The following is a 15,257-nucleotide window of genomic DNA, read 5'->3' as shown; positions in this document are numbered from 1 at the left end:
CGATGTCTTCGGTCTCAGCCGACGCCTTCGTGCCCAGCCGACGTCTTCGTGTTCAGGCCGATGTCTTCGTGTTCAGGCCGATGTCGCGCCAGAAGGAGATCAGGGCATCGGCGGTGGGATGGGGCCGCTCGGCGTTGGGGGAGTGCCCGGAGCCCTCGATCACGGTCCGGCGGGCGGCCAGCCGTCCGGCCATCTCGTCCATCAGCGGCACCGGCCAGGCGTAGTCCGCCTCGCCCGACAGCACATGGACGCGCAGCCGCTGCGCCGCCAGCTCATCGACCCGGTCCGGCTCGTCGGAGAGCTGCCGCCCGGTGACGATCAGCTGCTCCGGTACGGTCCCGAGCCAGCGCTGGTGCAGGAACTCCGCCACCCCGGGCGGTGTCGACTCATCGGCCGCCTCGGGCGGATCCAGCTCGCGCATCGCCTGCCATACGGACTCCATGTCCATCACCGTCAGCGCATCGATCAGCAGCTTGATCCGGGCGCGCTGCGGGGCGGAGATGGCCGCCGGGCCGGAACTCATGATCGTCAGCGAGGCGAACGCCCCCGGGTCGCGCAGCGCGGCGGTCCGCGCGATCAGCCCGCCGAGCGAATGCCCGAGCACATGCACGGGGTCCTCGGTCGCCGCGCTCAGGGCGGTGACCTGCGCGAGCAGATCCTGCGCCAGCTCGGCCTGGGCGTACGCGGCCTCCTTACGGGGGCCAGGGCTCTCGTGCTGCCCCCGGCCGTCGACGGCGACGGCCCGGAAACCGGCGGCGGCGAGCGGCTCCAGCAGCGCGATGAAGTCCTCCTTGCTCCCGGTGAACCCCGGGACCAGCAGGACGGTCCCGCGCGCCGCCGAAGCGGGCCGCGCGTCATGGACGGCGAACTCGCCGCGCGCGGTCCGGAGGCGGTACGCGCGGGCGCTCGCGGGCAGTGTGAGAAAGGGCGGCCTGCTCATGGGACGAGGCTATACAGCCCGCGGGAAACGGCACATGAACGCCCAAGGGCCCGTACCGCGGTGTCGCGGAACGGGCCCTGGGCGTGTCGCTGTTGGTGCGGCACCGTTGTGCCTTGTGCCTTGTGCCTTGTGCCTTGTGCCTTGCGCCTTGTGTCTTGCGCCTTGGCCGTTGTGCCGGGTCAGCCCTCGACCGTGGCCTCGACGGCCTCGGCCGCCTTGGCACGCGTACGGCGCCGGGGCTTGGCGGGCGCGGCCTCGGCCTCGTCCGCCGCCGGTGCCGCCGTGGCGGCCTTGGCGCGCGTGCGGCGCCGCGGCTTGGCGGCCTCGTCGCCGTCGGCGGCCTCGGTCGTGCCTTCGGCGGTCGCGACGGCGGCTTCCGCGGCCTTCGTCGCCTTGGCGCGGGTGCGCCGCGGCTTGGCGGGAGCCTCGGCGGCCTCCGCCTCCGCCTCCGGCTGCGCGTCGACGGGGTCGGCCTTGGCGGCGGCGCGAGTGCGACGCCGGGGCTTGGCCTCCTCCGCCGTGCCTTCGGCCGTCTCGGCGGCGGCTTCTGCCGTCTCGGTGGCCTTGCGGGTGCGTCGGCGGGGCTTGGTCGCCTCCGTCGTGCCTTCGGCCGTCTCGACGGCGGCTTCCGCTGCTTCGGTGGCCTTACGGGTGCGACGGCGGGGCTTGGTCGCCTCCGTGATGCCCTCGGCGGTCTCGGCGGCGGCTTCTGCCGTCTCGGTGGCCTTGCGGGTGCGTCGGCGGGGCTTGGTCGCCTCCGTCGTGCCTTCGGCCGTCTCGACGGCGGCTTCGGCGGCTTCCGCCGCTTCGGCGGCCTTGGCGCGGGTGCGGCGGCGCGGCTTCGCGGGGGCCTCCACGGCCTCCTGAGCCTCCGCCGTCGTCACCGCCGCTTCGTCGGCGGCGTGCGCGGGCTCCTCCGTGGCGCCCTCGGCGCCCTCAGCCGTCTCGACAGCCGCCGTGGCGGCCTCGGCGGCCCTCGCGCCCCGCGTGCGGCGGCGGCGCGGCTTGGCGGCGGCCTCGGCGGCCTCGGCGGGCTCCGCCTCCGGCAGGGCCGCCTCCGGCAGGGCCGCCTCCGGCTGGACCGCCTCCGCCGTCTCGACGGCGGCAGCGGCCGCTTCGGAGCCGGTCGTCGCCATGCCGGAGCGGGTGCGGCGGCGCCGGCGGGGCCGACGGGGCTCGGTGGCGCCCTCGGCGGTGTCGGCGGCGGACTCGGCCGCCCCCGCGTTCTCCGGGGCGCCCGCGCCGTCCAGGGTCTGACCGCCACGGGTGCGGCGCCGGACCCGGCGGTTGCGCGCGGGGCGCTCCTCCGCGGCCGGGGCGGCGGCCCGGCGGCCGCGACCGGCCCGGCCGCCGGTCTCGCCCAGGTCCTCGACCTCCTCGGCGGCGAGCCCGGCCCGGGTGCGCTCGGCACGCGGGAGCACACCGGTGGTGCCCTGCGGGATGCTCAGCAGCTCATAGAGGTGCTCGGAGGTGGAGTACGTCTCCTCCGGCTCGTTGAACGGCAGGTCCAGCGCCTTGTTGATCAGCTGCCAGCGCGGGATGTCGTCCCAGTCGACGAGCGTGATCGCGATGCCCGAGGCGCCCGCGCGACCCGTACGGCCGATGCGGTGCAGATAGGTCTTCTCGTCCTCGGGGGACTGGTAGTTGATCACATGCGTGACGCCCTCGACGTCGATGCCGCGCGCGGCGACGTCGGTGCACACCAGCACGTCGACCTTGCCGTTACGGAAGGCGCGCAGCGCCTGCTCGCGCGCTCCCTGGCCGAGGTCGCCGTGGACCGCGCCGGAGGCGAAGCCACGGCGCGCGAGCTGATCGGCGATGTCGGCGGCGGTGCGCTTCGTGCGGCAGAAGATCATCGCGAGGCCGCGGCCGTCCGCCTGCAGCACCCGCGCCACGACCTCCGGCTTGTCCATGGAGTGGGCGCGGAAGACATGCTGGGTGATGTTGGCCACGGTCGCGCCCTCGTCGTCCGGCGCGGTGGCACGGATGTGCGTGGGCTGCGACATGTAGCGCCGGGCCAGCGAGATGACCTGGCCCGGCATGGTGGCCGAGAAGAGCATCGTCTGGCGTTTGGCGGGCAGCAGCTGGATGATCTTCTCGACGTCGGGCAGGAAGCCCAGGTCGAGCATTTCATCGGCCTCGTCCAGGACGAGCGCCTTGACGGAGGAGAGCCGCAGCTTCTTCTGGCCCGCCAGGTCCAGCAGCCGGCCCGGGGTGCCGACGACCACGTCGACGCCCTTCTTCAGGGCCTCGACCTGCGGTTCGTAGGCGCGGCCGCCGTAGATCGACAGGACGCGGACGGCGCGGACCTTACCGGCGGTCAGCAGGTCGTTGGTCACCTGCTGGCACAGCTCGCGGGTGGGGACGACCACGAGCGCCTGTGGGGCGTCGGTCAGCTGCTCGGGCTTGGCCCGGCCGGCCTCGACGTCCGCGGGGACGATGACGCGCTCCAGCAGGGGGAGGCCGAAGCCCAGCGTCTTGCCGGTGCCGGTCTTGGCCTGTCCGATGACGTCGGTGCCGGAGAGGGCGACCGGAAGCGTCATCTCCTGGATGGGGAACGGGGACGTGATGCCGACGGCTTCCAGGGCCTCGGCAGTCTCGGGGAGGATCCCGAGTTCTCGGAAGGTGGTCAGGATGCTTGCCTCTTCTGTGAGCGCGGCGGGAGGCGGCGAAGGGGGTCGCACGGCGCCCGGGTGCACCGGCCTTGGGGAGGACCGGTTCGGCGCGGGACCACGGCCTTCGCTCGAGCGCACACGCCGCGAGCGGGTCCCTCCTGCCATGCGCACAGGTGATGCGCGCCGCGCGGAGGGCGGTCGGGTTTGGAGCCGATCGGGCCACCGACCGGGCATCCGCATTCGTGGAACAACCCGCCGATACTCGACGGGCGCATTTATCACTGTACCCCGTAAGCGCGCATCTGTGACCGGGCTGTCCGATGCGGGGCATCCGCGGGCATGGCTGACCAGGCCCTTCCCCGGGGCGCGGAGCGGGCTATTGTGCGCTCCATGGAGACGCCTGACACGCCTGAGACGCCCGCCGCGACCACCGGGGACCGCGCCGGGGACGACGCAGCTCCGGGGAAGGGCGGCGGGGAGAAGGCCCCGGAGCCCACCGGGATCGCCGCCCAGGACTGGGACACGGCGGCCGCCGATCCGCAGTACCGGGCCGCCGTGGTGGATCTGCTCGGCGCCCTCGCGTACGGCGAGCTGGCCGCGTTCGAACGGCTGGCGGAGGACGCGAAGCTGGCGCCCACCCTCGAGGACAAGGCGGAGCTGGCGAAGATGGCGTCCGCCGAGTTCCACCACTTCGAGCGGCTTCGGGGGCGGCTCTCGGCGATCGGCGAGGAGCCCACGGAGGCGATGGAGCCGTTCGCGGCGGCGCTGGACGGGTTCCACCGTCAGACCGCGCCGTCCGACTGGCTGGAGGGCCTGGTCAAGGCGTACGTGGGCGATTCGATCGCCAGCGACTTCTACCGCGAGGTCGCGGCCCGGCTGGACTCCGGCACCCGTGATCTGGTGCTCCAGGTGCTCGACGACACCGGCCACGCGTCGTTCGCGATCGAGAAGGTGCGGGCCGCGATCGAGGCCGATCCGCGGGTCGGCGGGCGGCTGGCGCTGTGGGCGCGGCGGCTGATGGGCGAGGCGCTGTCGCAGGCCCAGCGGGTGGTCGCGGACCGCGACGCGCTCTCCACGATGCTGGTCGGCGGGCTGGCCGACGGCTTCGACCTGGCGGAGGTGGGCCGGATGTTCTCCCGGATCACCGAGGCCCACACCAAGCGGATGGCCGCCCTGGGGCTCGCCGCCTAGGTTCGAACGACTGCGGAACGGGGGGCTCCGGCGGCCGGCGGCGGTCCGGAGCCCGGTCCGAAATGGGTCTGTCCGAAAAAGGTCTATTGGAAAAGGTCTGTCGGAAAAGGTCCAAGGGGCAGGGCCCACGGCCCCGCGGCCACGGCCTTACGGCAGGGCCGAACGCCCGTGGCCCTACGCCGGGACCGAGCGCCGGCGGCGCGTCCTGGCCGGGCGGATGAGCAGCGACAGCAGCGCCGCCGCGAAGCCGAGCGCGACGATCAGCACGGCCGTCGTGTGGCCCGAGCCCAGCACCGTATGGGTCAGCAGAGCGCCCAGCAGCGCGGCGGCGGGGCCGGTGGACAGGACGAGGGGCCGTGCGGGCAGCCTTCGGGGGAGCCGTTGGAGCGCCCCGTACGCGATGACGAGACCGATCAGTACCGAGGCGAGCGCTTCCCAGAACAGCATTGGCGCGTCCTTCCCGTGAGCGGACCGGGACCGATACGTGATCACGAGTCGGTCACGCCCGTCCTACCCGTGCCCGACCGGAGGCAACCCTGTCCATGGGGGCGGTCTGTGGCGCGGGTCGAGCCGGGGGTGCGTGCGAGCGCAAACAGCGGCGGGGTCCGGTGGTCTTCGTGCCACCGGACCCCGCCGCTGTGGGTGAATCCTCTCAGGCCGCGCCGAAACCGACCTTGCGGGCGCTCGGCTCGCCGAGCTCGACGTAGGCGAGCCGGTCGGACGGGACCAGGACCTTGCGGCCGTGGGCGTCCTCCAGGGTCAGCACCTGAGCCTTGCCGCCGAGCGCCTCGGCCACCAGGCGCTCGACCTCCTCGGCAGACTGCCCGCTCTCCAAGGTGATCTCGCGGGGCGCGTGCTGCACGCCGATCTTGACCTCCACGGCCTTGTCCCTCCGACGGTCATTTGGGGTAGCGCGGCCATCCGCGCTGTACCCAGCACACACTAGCCCGGCCGGGACGCCGGCCGGGGGCCGCGGGCGCACGCCGGGAGCGAACACGCCCGCCACCGCGAACGCGCCTCTTCGCGGCCGGGAACGTTTCCCCGGCCGCTCAGCGGCCGCGCTGTCCGCCGCGCTCGGCGGTCCCGCTCAGTGGCCGCCCTCGGACCCGTGCAGCGGGAAGCCCGCGATACCCCGCCAGGCCAGCGAGGTGAGCAGCTGCACAGCGGTGTCCCGTGGCACGGCGCTCTCGCTGGAGAGCCAGTAGCGCGCGACCACCTGGGACACCCCGCCGAGGCCCACGGCCAGCAGCATCGACTCGTCCCGGGACAGCCCGGTGTCCTCGGCGATGACCTCGCAGATCGCCTCGGCGCACTGCAGCGAGACGCGGTCCACGCGCTCGCGCACCGCGGGCTCGTTGGTCAGATCGGACTCGAAGACGAGCCGGAAGGCACCGCCTTCCTCCTCGACGTAGGCGAAGTACGCCTCCATGGTCGCCGCGACGCGCTGCTTGTTCTCGGTGGTCGAGGCGAGCGCGGTGCGCACCGCCTGGAGCAGGGCGTCGCAGTGCTGGTCGAGCAGGGCCAGATACAGCTCCAGCTTGCCCGGGAAGTGCTGGTACAGCACTGGCTTGCTGACCCCGGCGCGCTCGGCGATGTCGTCCATCGCGGCCGCGTGGTAGCCCTGCGCGACAAAGACCTCCTGAGCCGCTCCCAGCAGCTGATTACGTCGGGCTCGGCGCGGCAGGCGCGTACCCCGTGGGCGCGCCTCGGTCTGCTCGATGGCTGTCACGCCGCCTCCCAATGAATGATCCCTGTGCACGATGTCCATCGCGCCCGCCATCGTACTTTTGGGTAACAGTGCGGCGCGCTGTTCGTGCGGAGAATTTCACGTACCGGACTCTATGAAAAGCCCATAAATGACGCTGGTCACCGGTAGTCCTCCTCGTTCTCCTCGACGACCCGTGCCTGTTCCGCCCGGTCGGCCTCGTTGGCTTCCATGGACTCGTCGGCCCTGGGCCGTTCGTCGCGGCGGGAGATCACCTCGCGGTGCTGTTCGACGGCGTCCGCCTCGGGAGCCTCGACGTCGCGCGTGGCGGCATCGTCGGTGTTCTCCACGGAGTCCTCGAAGGTGTCGGGGTCGGTTGGGTCGATGGACATGTACTCCCCTTCCCTGTTCCCTGTGGCGGCTTCGCACCGGTGGTTCGCCAGTGGTGGGCGCCAGTGATGGGTTCCCACTTACGGCGGCTTTCCACCGACGGCTGCCCAGTGGCGGCCATCCGGCGGCGAGCCAGTGGCAAGGTGATCGCCCTTGTGACTTACGAGCCTAGGAGAGGTCACTTTCGGACGCTACGTGGTCTGTGAGCGTGAACACACGGTCGCGCGCGTGATCGTCTCGTAACATTGCCGCATGTCCTCGACCGAGCCGCCGGAAGCCCGCATCGTCGCGGCGGTGCCGCCCGCGAGGCCCGTGCGGGTCGGAGCGGGTGAGAAGCTGCGAACCGCCGCCCTTCCGGGGCTCACGATGGCCGTGCGCTCCCGTCCGCCGTCCGTCTCCGGGCTGCCGCCCGCGCTCTTCGTCCACGGCCTCGGCGGCTCCTCGCAGAACTGGTCCGCGCTCATGGAACTGCTCGCCGACCGGGTGGACGGCGAGGCGCTCGACCTCCCCGGCTTCGGCGACTCCCCGCCGCCGGACGACGGCAACTACTCGATAACCGGCCATGCCCGCGCCGTGATCCGCTACCTCGACGCGCAGGCCCGCGGACCGGTCCATCTGGTCGGCAATTCGATGGGTGGCGCGATCGCCACCCGTGTCGCCGCGGTGCGGCCCGATCTGGTGCGCACCCTCACGCTCGTCTCGCCCGCGCTGCCCGAACTCCGCCCGCAGTGCACCGCGGTGCCGACCGGGCTGCTCGCGGTGCCCGGGGTGACCCGGCTGTTCACCCGCTTGACCAGGGACTGGGACGCGGAGCGGCGCACCCGCGAGGTGATGCTGCTCGTCTTCGGCGATCCGTCACTGGTCACCCGGGAGGCTTTCGCCCACGCGGTCGAGGAGTTCGAGCGCCGGCTCACCCTCCCGTACTTCTGGGACGCGCTCACCCGCTCGGCACGCGGTGTCGTCGACTCGTACACCCTGGGCGGTCAGCACTCGCTGTGGCGTCAGGCCGAGCGGGTGCTCGCCCCGACACTGCTCGTCTACGGCGGCCGCGACCAGTTGGTGTCCGTAAGGATGGCGGACCGGGCCAACGCCACCTTCCGCGACTCGCGTCTGTTGACGCTGTTGGACGCCGGGCATGTCGCGATGATGGAGTATCCCGGGGCGGTGGCGCGCGGGATGCGCGAGCTGCTCGACGACGTTGATCAACGAGATGACCGGGACAGCCGGGAGGCGCGGGGGGCCGTACCGGCGTCCGGTGCGGACGGGAGCGGTGCGGCGCGTGGGTAAACACAGCGCACGTGGCAGCCAGGAGGGCCGGGAGCGCCGGTCCGTCGCGGCGGGCTCCGGCCAGGGGCAGGGCTCGGGCCCCGAGTTCGTCGAGTACACCGCGTCCGGCGAGGCCCCCGCGGCCGACGGCGGCAGACCGGGGACCGGGCGCCGCCGGGCCGCGCCGGGACCCGGCGCCCCGGACCCCGGGGTCACCCCGCCGCAGGGCGTACCGAGGCTGCCGTACGGAGCCGACGGGCCCGCGGCGCGCACCAGGGGCGGACATCCCGAGCAGCGCGAGGCGGGCGGCGGCTGGGGCGCGGTCGGTGGCCGCGGCGGCGGTCCGGCCGGGGTCCCCGGCGGGCCCGGCGGTCCCCGCGGTCAGCGGCCCCCTTACGGCATGCGCACCATGAACCCGCCGCAGCGCCCGACCACGGGCGGCACGGGCGGCGCGGCCGGTCTGATGCCAGGACCGCGCAAGGAGTACATCGAGGCGTTCGACACCCCCGACGCCCTGGACTGCGACGGTGACGACGTCTTCGCCGCCGGTGCGCCGGGCGGAGTGCCCCCGCAGCGCTGTACGCAGCGGGCGGGCACCGCCTCCGAGGGGATCGGCGGCGGCTCCTCGGGCGGCGACGGCGGAAGTGGGCCGGGCGACGGCGAGCAGGAGCCCCCGGGCAAGGGGGCGCGCGGTGTCGCCAAGGGCGGTAAGGGGCGCACGTTCACCGGTGTCGCCGCTGCGGCCGTGACCACCGTGCTGGCCGTCGTGGTGGCCGGACAGGTCGCGAGCGGACCGCAGGGCGGCGGCGGTAAGACGCAGGCCCAGGGCGGCTCTGAGCGCGGCGGCGACGCCTCGTCCCGTGGCTCCCACGCCGACGACGGCCGCGGTGCGGCCCGCTCGGCGAACTCGCCCGCCCCCGTCACCTATGACGAGAAGATGGCGACCCCCTATCCGCTCGATGCCAAGCTGCGCGGATCCGGCGCCTTCCAGACCGTCGGCGGGCACGACAAGGCGCCCGGCCGCGGCCAGCTGCTGCGCTACCGCGTCGATGTGGAGAAGGGGCTGCCGCTCGACGGCGAGCTGTTCGCCGAGGCCGTGCACAAGACGCTGAACGACGACCGCAGTTGGGGGCACGGCGGCGTTCGCACCTTCGAGCGGGTCTCGTCCGGGCATGCGGACTTCGTGATCACCCTCGCGAGCCCCGGGACCACGGCGGCCTGGTGCGCCAAGTCCGGCCTGGACACCACCCAGGACAACGTCTCCTGCGACTCGGCGTCCACCGAGCGCGTCATGATCAACGCCTATCGGTGGGCGCAGGGCGCCAAGACCTTCGGCGACGACAAGATGCACTCCTACCGCCAGATGCTCATCAACCACGAGGTGGGCCACCGTCTCGGCCACAACCACGAGATCTGCTCCAAGCAGGGCGCGCTCGCGCCGGTGATGATGCAGCAGACCAAGTTCCTGTCGACGGACGGCGTCACCTGCCGCGCCAACGCCTGGCCGTTCCCCAAGGGCTGACGGGCCCGTACCGGCCCATATGGCGCCCGTATAGCGCCTCGCAACGCCCGAATTCCCGATAGGTCACGTGCGTTCACCCCTTCCGGTGGTGCGACGGACAACCGTCCATCACGCCACGGCCCTGCGCGCATAACGTGCTCCCGCTGCCTGATGGCGGCCGCCGCCGGTGACGGCGGCAGACGAACGGCCCGTTTGGGAGATCGGGGGTGCGCTCATGCGCGTGGGACTGCTTACGGAGGGTGGCTATCCGTATGCGACCGGTGATGCGCGGGTGTGGTGCGACCGGCTGGTGCGCGGGCTCGCCCAGCATGAGTTCGAGGTGTACGCGCTCAGCCGCGGCCCCGGTCAGGAGGGTGCGGGCTGGGGCGAACTGCCGCGGCACGTCGGCAGGGTGTGCACCGCGCCGCTGTGGGGAGAGCCCGAGCCCCGGCGGGGCGGGTGGGGCGGCCGTCGGCAGCGGCGGCGGTTCGCCGAGCACTTCGGGGAACTGGCCGCGGCGATCAGCGCGCCTTACGGTTCCGGCGCGCCCCATGGTTCCGGCGCCCCCTATGGTTCCGGTGCCCCCTATGGTTCCGGCGCGCCCCATGGCTCCGAAGCGCCCCATGGCTCCGCTGTGCCCGGGTGTTCCACGGACCAGGCGGACCGTTTCGCCAATGGTCTCCACGGCCTCGCGGACCTGGCGGGGGAGTACGGCGGACTGTCCGCCGCGCTCCGCTCCGAGGACGCCGTAAGGACGCTGGAGCGGGCCTGTCGCACCCTCGGGGCGCCGCACGGCGCGCAGCGGGCGCGGGTCGCCGATCTGCTGACCGTCATCGAGGCCCTGGAGCGCGCACTGCGCCCACTGTCGCTCGACTGGTACGGCGACGGGGCCGACGGCGACCCGGGGCTGTCCGGGGTGGATCTGTGCCACGCCGCGAACGGCGGCGCGGCCGTGCTCCCCGGGCTGCTGGCCAAGCGCCGCTTCGGCACCCCGCTGCTGCTCACCGAGTACGGCGTACGGCTGCGCGAGTGCTATCTGGCGGGTGCGGCGGGTGCGGCGGGTGCGGCCGGTGTGGCCGGTGTGGCCGGTGTGGCCGGTAAGGGGGGTGCGGCCGGTGCGGCCGGTGCGGCGGGTGCGGCCGGTAAGGGGGGTGCGGAGGGCGGACGGCCGCTCTCCGCACCCGTACGGTCCCTGCTGACCGCGTTCCACGGCCGGCTGGCCGCCGAGGCGTACGCGCGGGCGGATCTGATCACCCCCGGCAATACCCACACCCGCCGCTGGCAGGAACGGTGCGGCGCCGACCGGGAGCGGCTGCGCACCGTCTACCCGGGCATGGACGCCGCCCGCTTCGCGGAGGTCGGCGAGCAGGGCGCGGCCCCGTCCGAAGGCGACGACCGGACGCTGGTGTGGGTGGGCCGGATCGAGCCTCCCAAGGACGTCATCGCGCTGCTGCACGCCTTCGCGGAGGTGCGCCGGTGGCAGCCGGACGCACGGCTGAGGATCATCGAGACCCGGCGCGGCGAGGACCCGGAGCCGGACGGCTATCCGGCCCACTGCCGGGCGCTGGCCGACCATCTCTTCCCCGACGAGGCGGCGGACGCCCACTCCGCCGGTGACAACCCCGTCTCCTTCGAGCGGCTCGGCGACCCCGCGGTGCCGACCCTGGCCGACGCCTATGGGGCGGGCGGCGTCGTGGTGCTGTCCAGCGTGGTCGAGGGCTTTCCGGTCGGGTTGGTCGAGGCGATGTTCTGCGGACGGGCCACGGTGTCCACGGACGTGGGCGCGGTGTGCGAGGTCATCGGCGGCACCGGCCTCGTGGTGCCCCCGCGCAATCCCCGGGCGCTCGCGGACGCGTGCCTGGCGCTGCTGAGCGACGCCGAGCGCGGTGCGCGCCTGGGCGCCGCCGCGCGTGCCCGTGCGCTGGAGTTGTTCACGGTCGAGCAGAACGTCGCGGCGTTCCGCGGGATCTATCTGGAGCTGATGTCGCACTGCCCGGTGCCGCGCGAGGAGGTCGGCGAGGGCGGCGGGCCGCTGCCGTTCGCCCGCCCCGCCGAGGCCCATGTGCCCGGGAGCTGGACCGCGGGCCGCGACGGTGACGGCTTCGGTCACCGGCTGCCCGGCCCGGCCGCCTCCCGCCCCGCCCCGGAGCACACCCCCACCTGGGCCGGTCCACCGCCACGCGAACCGCTGGGCGTGGGCCCGCGCCCGTCCGAGGAGGGCCCATGACCACGCCTCCCCAGCGGAACAACCCGTTCGATCCGGCCGCCTCGGATCGTGGCTCCGCATCGGACCGTGGCCCCGTCCCCGATCGCGGCCTCGCCGCCCTGTCCGGGGCCGGTCGGGTGCCGGTCTCCCGGGTGCCGGTCTCCCGGCGGCCGGACGAGGCCTCCGTGCGCACCGGCGGGGGGAAGGGGCGGCGGGGGCCCGCCGATCCGGTGCGGGCGCTGATGCACCGCCACCACGACCTGTGCGCCCGCGCCGTCGATCCGCTGGAGATCGCCGCCGGGCTGGAGGCCCACGGTGTGACGGACCGCACCGCCGCGCGCTTCCGGCACCGCGATGTCTTCTCGCTCGCCGAGGAGCTGTACGCCCGGGTGCCGCGCGCCGAGGAGCCCGCGCTCCCGGCCGTCCCCGCGCCTGGGCGTGCGCTGGGCGTGCGGATGACGCTCGCGGCGCTGTGGCTGCTGCCGGGCGCCCTGTGCGCGGCGACCACCTCCGCCGCCCTCCGCGTCGATGCCATCCGTAAGGACACCACCGTCGGCCTCGCCCTGGGCGCGAGCGGCGCCGCCCTGACGCTCATCGGCCTGTGGCTGTGCCTGCGCCGCGGCCCACTGCGCTTCCGCGGGCGCGGGGGCGGGCGCGGGGGCGGGCGCGGGGGCCGTATCGCGCATGCCCTCGGCTCCGGCTGGCTGCTCGGCTACGCCGCCGCCGGGGACTGGCTGCTCACCGGGCTCCTCGACGGACGCCGCCCTTACGACGCGGCGCCCGCGGCGGAGGCCGCCGTCCTCCTCGCCCTGGCCGCCGCGCCCGCCGCGTGGTGCGCCCGCTGGTTCGCCGTCAGGGCGCGCCGCAGGCTGGCGGTCAGCCGTGGTCTCGAGGAGTTCGCGGCGGGGGTGCGCCCGCTGTTCGCGGGCGTGGTGACGGCCTTCCTCTCCGCTCTGGCGGCCGTGGTGCTCGCGGCACGGCTCACGGTGCCCGGATCGCCTCCCGCCGCCGCGCCCCTCTCGACGGCCGAGGCCGCCGTCGTGGCGCTCTGCGTGCTGCTCTTCGTCGCCCGGCTGCTCGCCGTCCACGGCTTCCGGAGGGCCGCGCTGAGCGGCATCGCCGCGGCCTGCGCGGTCCAGGCCGTGGCCCTGGCGATGGCGGCGGCCGCCCGGCTGCCGGGCGCCGCGCCGCTCGGGGAGCCCGTGGCACGGCTGACCGCCGCCCAGGGCGCGGCCGCCGTCCCAGCGGCCGCCTGCGGCGCCGCCGCGCTCGCCCTGCTGGCCCATGCGTTCGGCGCCCTGTGCCGGGCCTCCGCCCACGGCGACCCCGGCGCGGGTACCGCCCGGGCCGCCCGTGACACCCGTACGACCCGCACCGCCCCGGACCGCGCCCCGTAAGGCGTCCACCGCGCCCGTAAGGGGCCCACCGCGCCCGTAAGGCGCCCACCGAACCCGCCACCCCCCGTCCCTTCCCTTCCCTCTCGACGAGTCCGAGGAGCAACCACATGAGCTGCGACATGACCGATCAGCGCGCCGGTACGGGGAGGCGCGACCGATGAGAGTCCTGTTGCTCGGGTCCGGCGGATTTCTCGGCCGCTATGTGGCCGAGCACCTGCTCGCCGACCCTGCCGTCCAGCTCACCGCGCTCGGCCGCGGCGACGACGCCGATGTGCGGTTCGACCTCTCCAACGGCAGCCCGGGCGCGCTCACCCGCTTCCTCAACGCGGTCCACCCCGGCGTCGTGATCAACTGCGCCGGGGCGACCCGCGGCGGGGCGCGCGAGCTCACCCGGCACAACACCGTCGCCGTGGCCACCGTCTGCGAGTCGCTGCGCCGCAGCGGCTGCGGGGCCCGCCTCGTCCAGATCGGCTGCTCCTCCGAGTACGGGCCCTCGCAGCCCGGCTCGTCGACCGCCGAGGACGCCGTGCCGCGCCCCGGCGGCCCGTACGGCGTGAGCAAGCTCGCCGCGACCGAGCTGGTGCTGGGCTCCGGGCTGGACGCGGTGGTGCTGCGGGTCTTCTCGCCAGTGGGGCCCGGCACCCCGGCCGGGTCGCCGCTGGGGCGGCTCGCGGAGGCGATGCGGCGCGCGATGCAGTCCGGGGAGAGCGAGCTCAAGCTGAGCGGCCTGGGCGTGCAGCGCGACTTCGTGGACGTACGGGACGTGGCGCGGGCGGTCCACGCGGCCTCGCTGTCGGCCGCGCAGGGCGTGGTCAACATCGGCAGCGGGCGCGCCGTAAGGCTGCGCGAGGCGGCCTCCGTGCTCGCCAGGGTCGCGGGTTTCGGCGGCGCCCTGCACGAGATCGACAGCCCGCCGGGGCGCGGGGGGCCGCCTTACCTCCCGGCCGCCGCGGCCCACGTCCCGGCGCCCGCCCACCCCCATGGCGCGGCCCACGGCCATGCCACCGCCCACGGCCACGCACCCGCCCACCCCCAGGTGGCGGGCGAGCACGGTGGCGGCCCGGCAGGCGCCGGCGGCGCCTGCCGGGCCGCCACCTACCCGTACCCGGACGGCTGCGGCAGCTGGCAGCAGGCCGATGTGCGCACCGCCCGCGACCGGCTCGGCTGGCGCTCCAGGATCCCGCTGGAGGAGTCGCTCGCCGACATCTGGATGGAGGCGGCATGTCGCATCTGATCCCCGCGGACCCGGGGCACGAGGTCCCGGCCACCGCGGCCCGGCTGGGCTTCGGAGTGCCCGGCTACGCCCACCCCCTGGTGGCGCCCACCGAGTGGGCCGAGCTCACCCGCCCCGGCGCGCCCCTGCACTGGGCGGTCCTCAATGTGGCCCGCGGCCCCGGCTCGCGCAGGGATCCGCACTGTTTTACGGCGGCAGCCCGGCTGCGCGCCACGGGCGTACGGGTGCTGGGCCATCTCGACCTGCGGTGCGGCACCCGCCCCTTCGGCGAGTTGATCAGCGACGCGAACCACTTCCTGGACTGGTACCAGGTCGACGGCTTCTGTCTGGAGCGCTGCCCGGTGGACCGCCCCGGGCTGCCCGAGGTCCGCCGTACGGTGGCCACGCTGCGTGCGCTGCTGGGCGGGGCCTATCTGGTGCTCGGCCAGGGCATCCATCCCCATGAGGGCTATATGGAGCTCGCCGATCAGCTGGTGACCTTCCGGGGCTCGTGGCCGGACTACCGCTGGTCCCAGGTGGCCGAGTGGACCGCGGGATATCCGCCCGAACGGTTCTGCCACCAGGTGCACGGCGTCCCGCGCCGGCATCTCGAGGAAGCGCTGAGGATCGCCCGCTGGCAGGGCGCGGGCACGATCTACTTCACCGACCGTACGGCCCATCCCGAGGGACGGACCTGCATCGATTCCCCCTGGACGGCCCTGCCCGGCTACTGGGACGAAATCGTCTCGCGACTCGGACCACGTGTCATGGAATGAGATGGGGCGTGGCAGTGTTACGAGAAGAAAACCTCCCCGCTCACGCGGGGGTGAACC

At 74.3% G+C, this 15,257-nt stretch carries 12 protein-coding genes and 1 pseudogene; 7 read left to right on the top strand and 6 right to left on the bottom strand.

Annotated features, from left to right (window positions below):
• Window positions 1–52: 52 nt before the first annotated feature.
• Window positions 53–940 carry an alpha/beta fold hydrolase gene (locus NP777_RS26560; RefSeq protein ID WP_256652706.1) on the bottom strand — a complete coding sequence of 296 codons (888 nt, stop codon included), beginning with the start codon at window positions 938–940 and terminating at the stop codon, window positions 53–55.
• Between the two features lie 179 nt (window positions 941–1,119).
• A pseudogene (locus NP777_RS26555) lies at window positions 1,120–3,733 on the bottom strand (DEAD/DEAH box helicase).
• A 203-nt stretch (window positions 3,734–3,936) separates the two neighbouring features.
• On the opposite strand from NP777_RS26555, the gene NP777_RS26550 reads away from it, so the two are divergent.
• The gene (locus tag NP777_RS26550) at window positions 3,937–4,746 is read left to right on the top strand and encodes a ferritin-like fold-containing protein (protein WP_256652786.1); all 810 of its coding nucleotides are present in this window, start codon (window positions 3,937–3,939) and stop codon (window positions 4,744–4,746) included.
• A gap of 174 nt (window positions 4,747–4,920) precedes the next feature.
• On the opposite strand, the gene NP777_RS26545 is transcribed toward NP777_RS26550, so the two are convergent.
• The 4 genes from NP777_RS26545 to NP777_RS26530 all read right to left on the bottom strand — a co-directional run bounded on the left by NP777_RS26545 (window position 4,921) and on the right by NP777_RS26530 (window position 6,843).
• The gene (locus tag NP777_RS26545; protein WP_256652705.1) at window positions 4,921–5,193 is read right to left on the bottom strand and encodes a hypothetical protein; all 273 of its coding nucleotides are present in this window, start codon (window positions 5,191–5,193) and stop codon (window positions 4,921–4,923) included.
• Window positions 5,194–5,398: 205 nt separating this feature from the next.
• Entirely contained in the window at window positions 5,399–5,626 is a 228-nt protein-coding gene (locus NP777_RS26540) for a DUF3107 domain-containing protein (protein ID WP_020868598.1), read from the bottom strand.
• Between the two features lie 207 nt (window positions 5,627–5,833).
• Window positions 5,834–6,475: a TetR/AcrR family transcriptional regulator gene (locus NP777_RS26535; RefSeq protein WP_044570254.1), complete on the bottom strand. Its 642-nt coding sequence runs from the start codon at window positions 6,473–6,475 to the stop codon at window positions 5,834–5,836.
• A 137-nt stretch (window positions 6,476–6,612) separates the two neighbouring features.
• On the bottom strand, window positions 6,613–6,843 hold the full coding sequence (locus tag NP777_RS26530; RefSeq protein ID WP_256652704.1) for a hypothetical protein: 231 nt from the start codon (window positions 6,841–6,843) through the stop codon (window positions 6,613–6,615).
• Between the two features lie 250 nt (window positions 6,844–7,093).
• Here NP777_RS26530 and NP777_RS26525 point away from each other — a divergent pair, with 250 nt between their 5' ends.
• From NP777_RS26525 to NP777_RS26500, 6 genes are all read left to right on the top strand, one after another.
• Window positions 7,094–8,128, top strand: a complete 1,035-nt coding sequence (locus tag NP777_RS26525; protein WP_256652703.1) for an alpha/beta fold hydrolase — start codon at window positions 7,094–7,096, stop codon at window positions 8,126–8,128.
• A complete protein-coding gene (locus NP777_RS26520; RefSeq protein WP_256652702.1) occupies window positions 8,112–9,629 on the top strand; it encodes a DUF3152 domain-containing protein in 1,518 nt (505 codons plus the stop codon). The genes NP777_RS26525 and NP777_RS26520 overlap by 17 nt, the downstream gene beginning before the upstream one ends.
• A 214-nt stretch (window positions 9,630–9,843) precedes the next feature.
• A complete protein-coding gene (locus tag NP777_RS26515) occupies window positions 9,844–11,835 on the top strand; it encodes a DUF3492 domain-containing protein (RefSeq protein ID WP_256652701.1) in 1,992 nt (663 codons plus the stop codon).
• Window positions 11,832–13,211, top strand: coding sequence for a hypothetical protein (locus NP777_RS26510; RefSeq protein WP_256652700.1), 1,380 nt, complete (start codon window positions 11,832–11,834; stop codon window positions 13,209–13,211). The genes NP777_RS26515 and NP777_RS26510 overlap by 4 nt, the downstream gene beginning before the upstream one ends.
• A 157-nt stretch (window positions 13,212–13,368) precedes the next feature.
• A complete protein-coding gene (locus tag NP777_RS26505; RefSeq protein WP_256652699.1) occupies window positions 13,369–14,445 on the top strand; it encodes an NAD-dependent epimerase/dehydratase family protein in 1,077 nt (358 codons plus the stop codon).
• A complete protein-coding gene (locus tag NP777_RS26500) occupies window positions 14,433–15,200 on the top strand; it encodes a spherulation-specific family 4 protein (RefSeq protein WP_256652698.1) in 768 nt (255 codons plus the stop codon). The genes NP777_RS26505 and NP777_RS26500 overlap by 13 nt, the downstream gene beginning before the upstream one ends.
• Window positions 15,201–15,257 lie beyond the last annotated feature (57 nt).

Origin of the sequence: Streptomyces rugosispiralis (genome assembly GCF_024505145.1) — a bacterium.
Taxonomy (GTDB): Bacteria; Actinomycetota; Actinomycetes; order Streptomycetales; family Streptomycetaceae; genus Streptomyces; species Streptomyces rugosispiralis.
The sequence above is the reverse complement of the archived record's forward strand: the minus strand, read 5'-3'. Positions and strand labels throughout refer to the sequence as shown.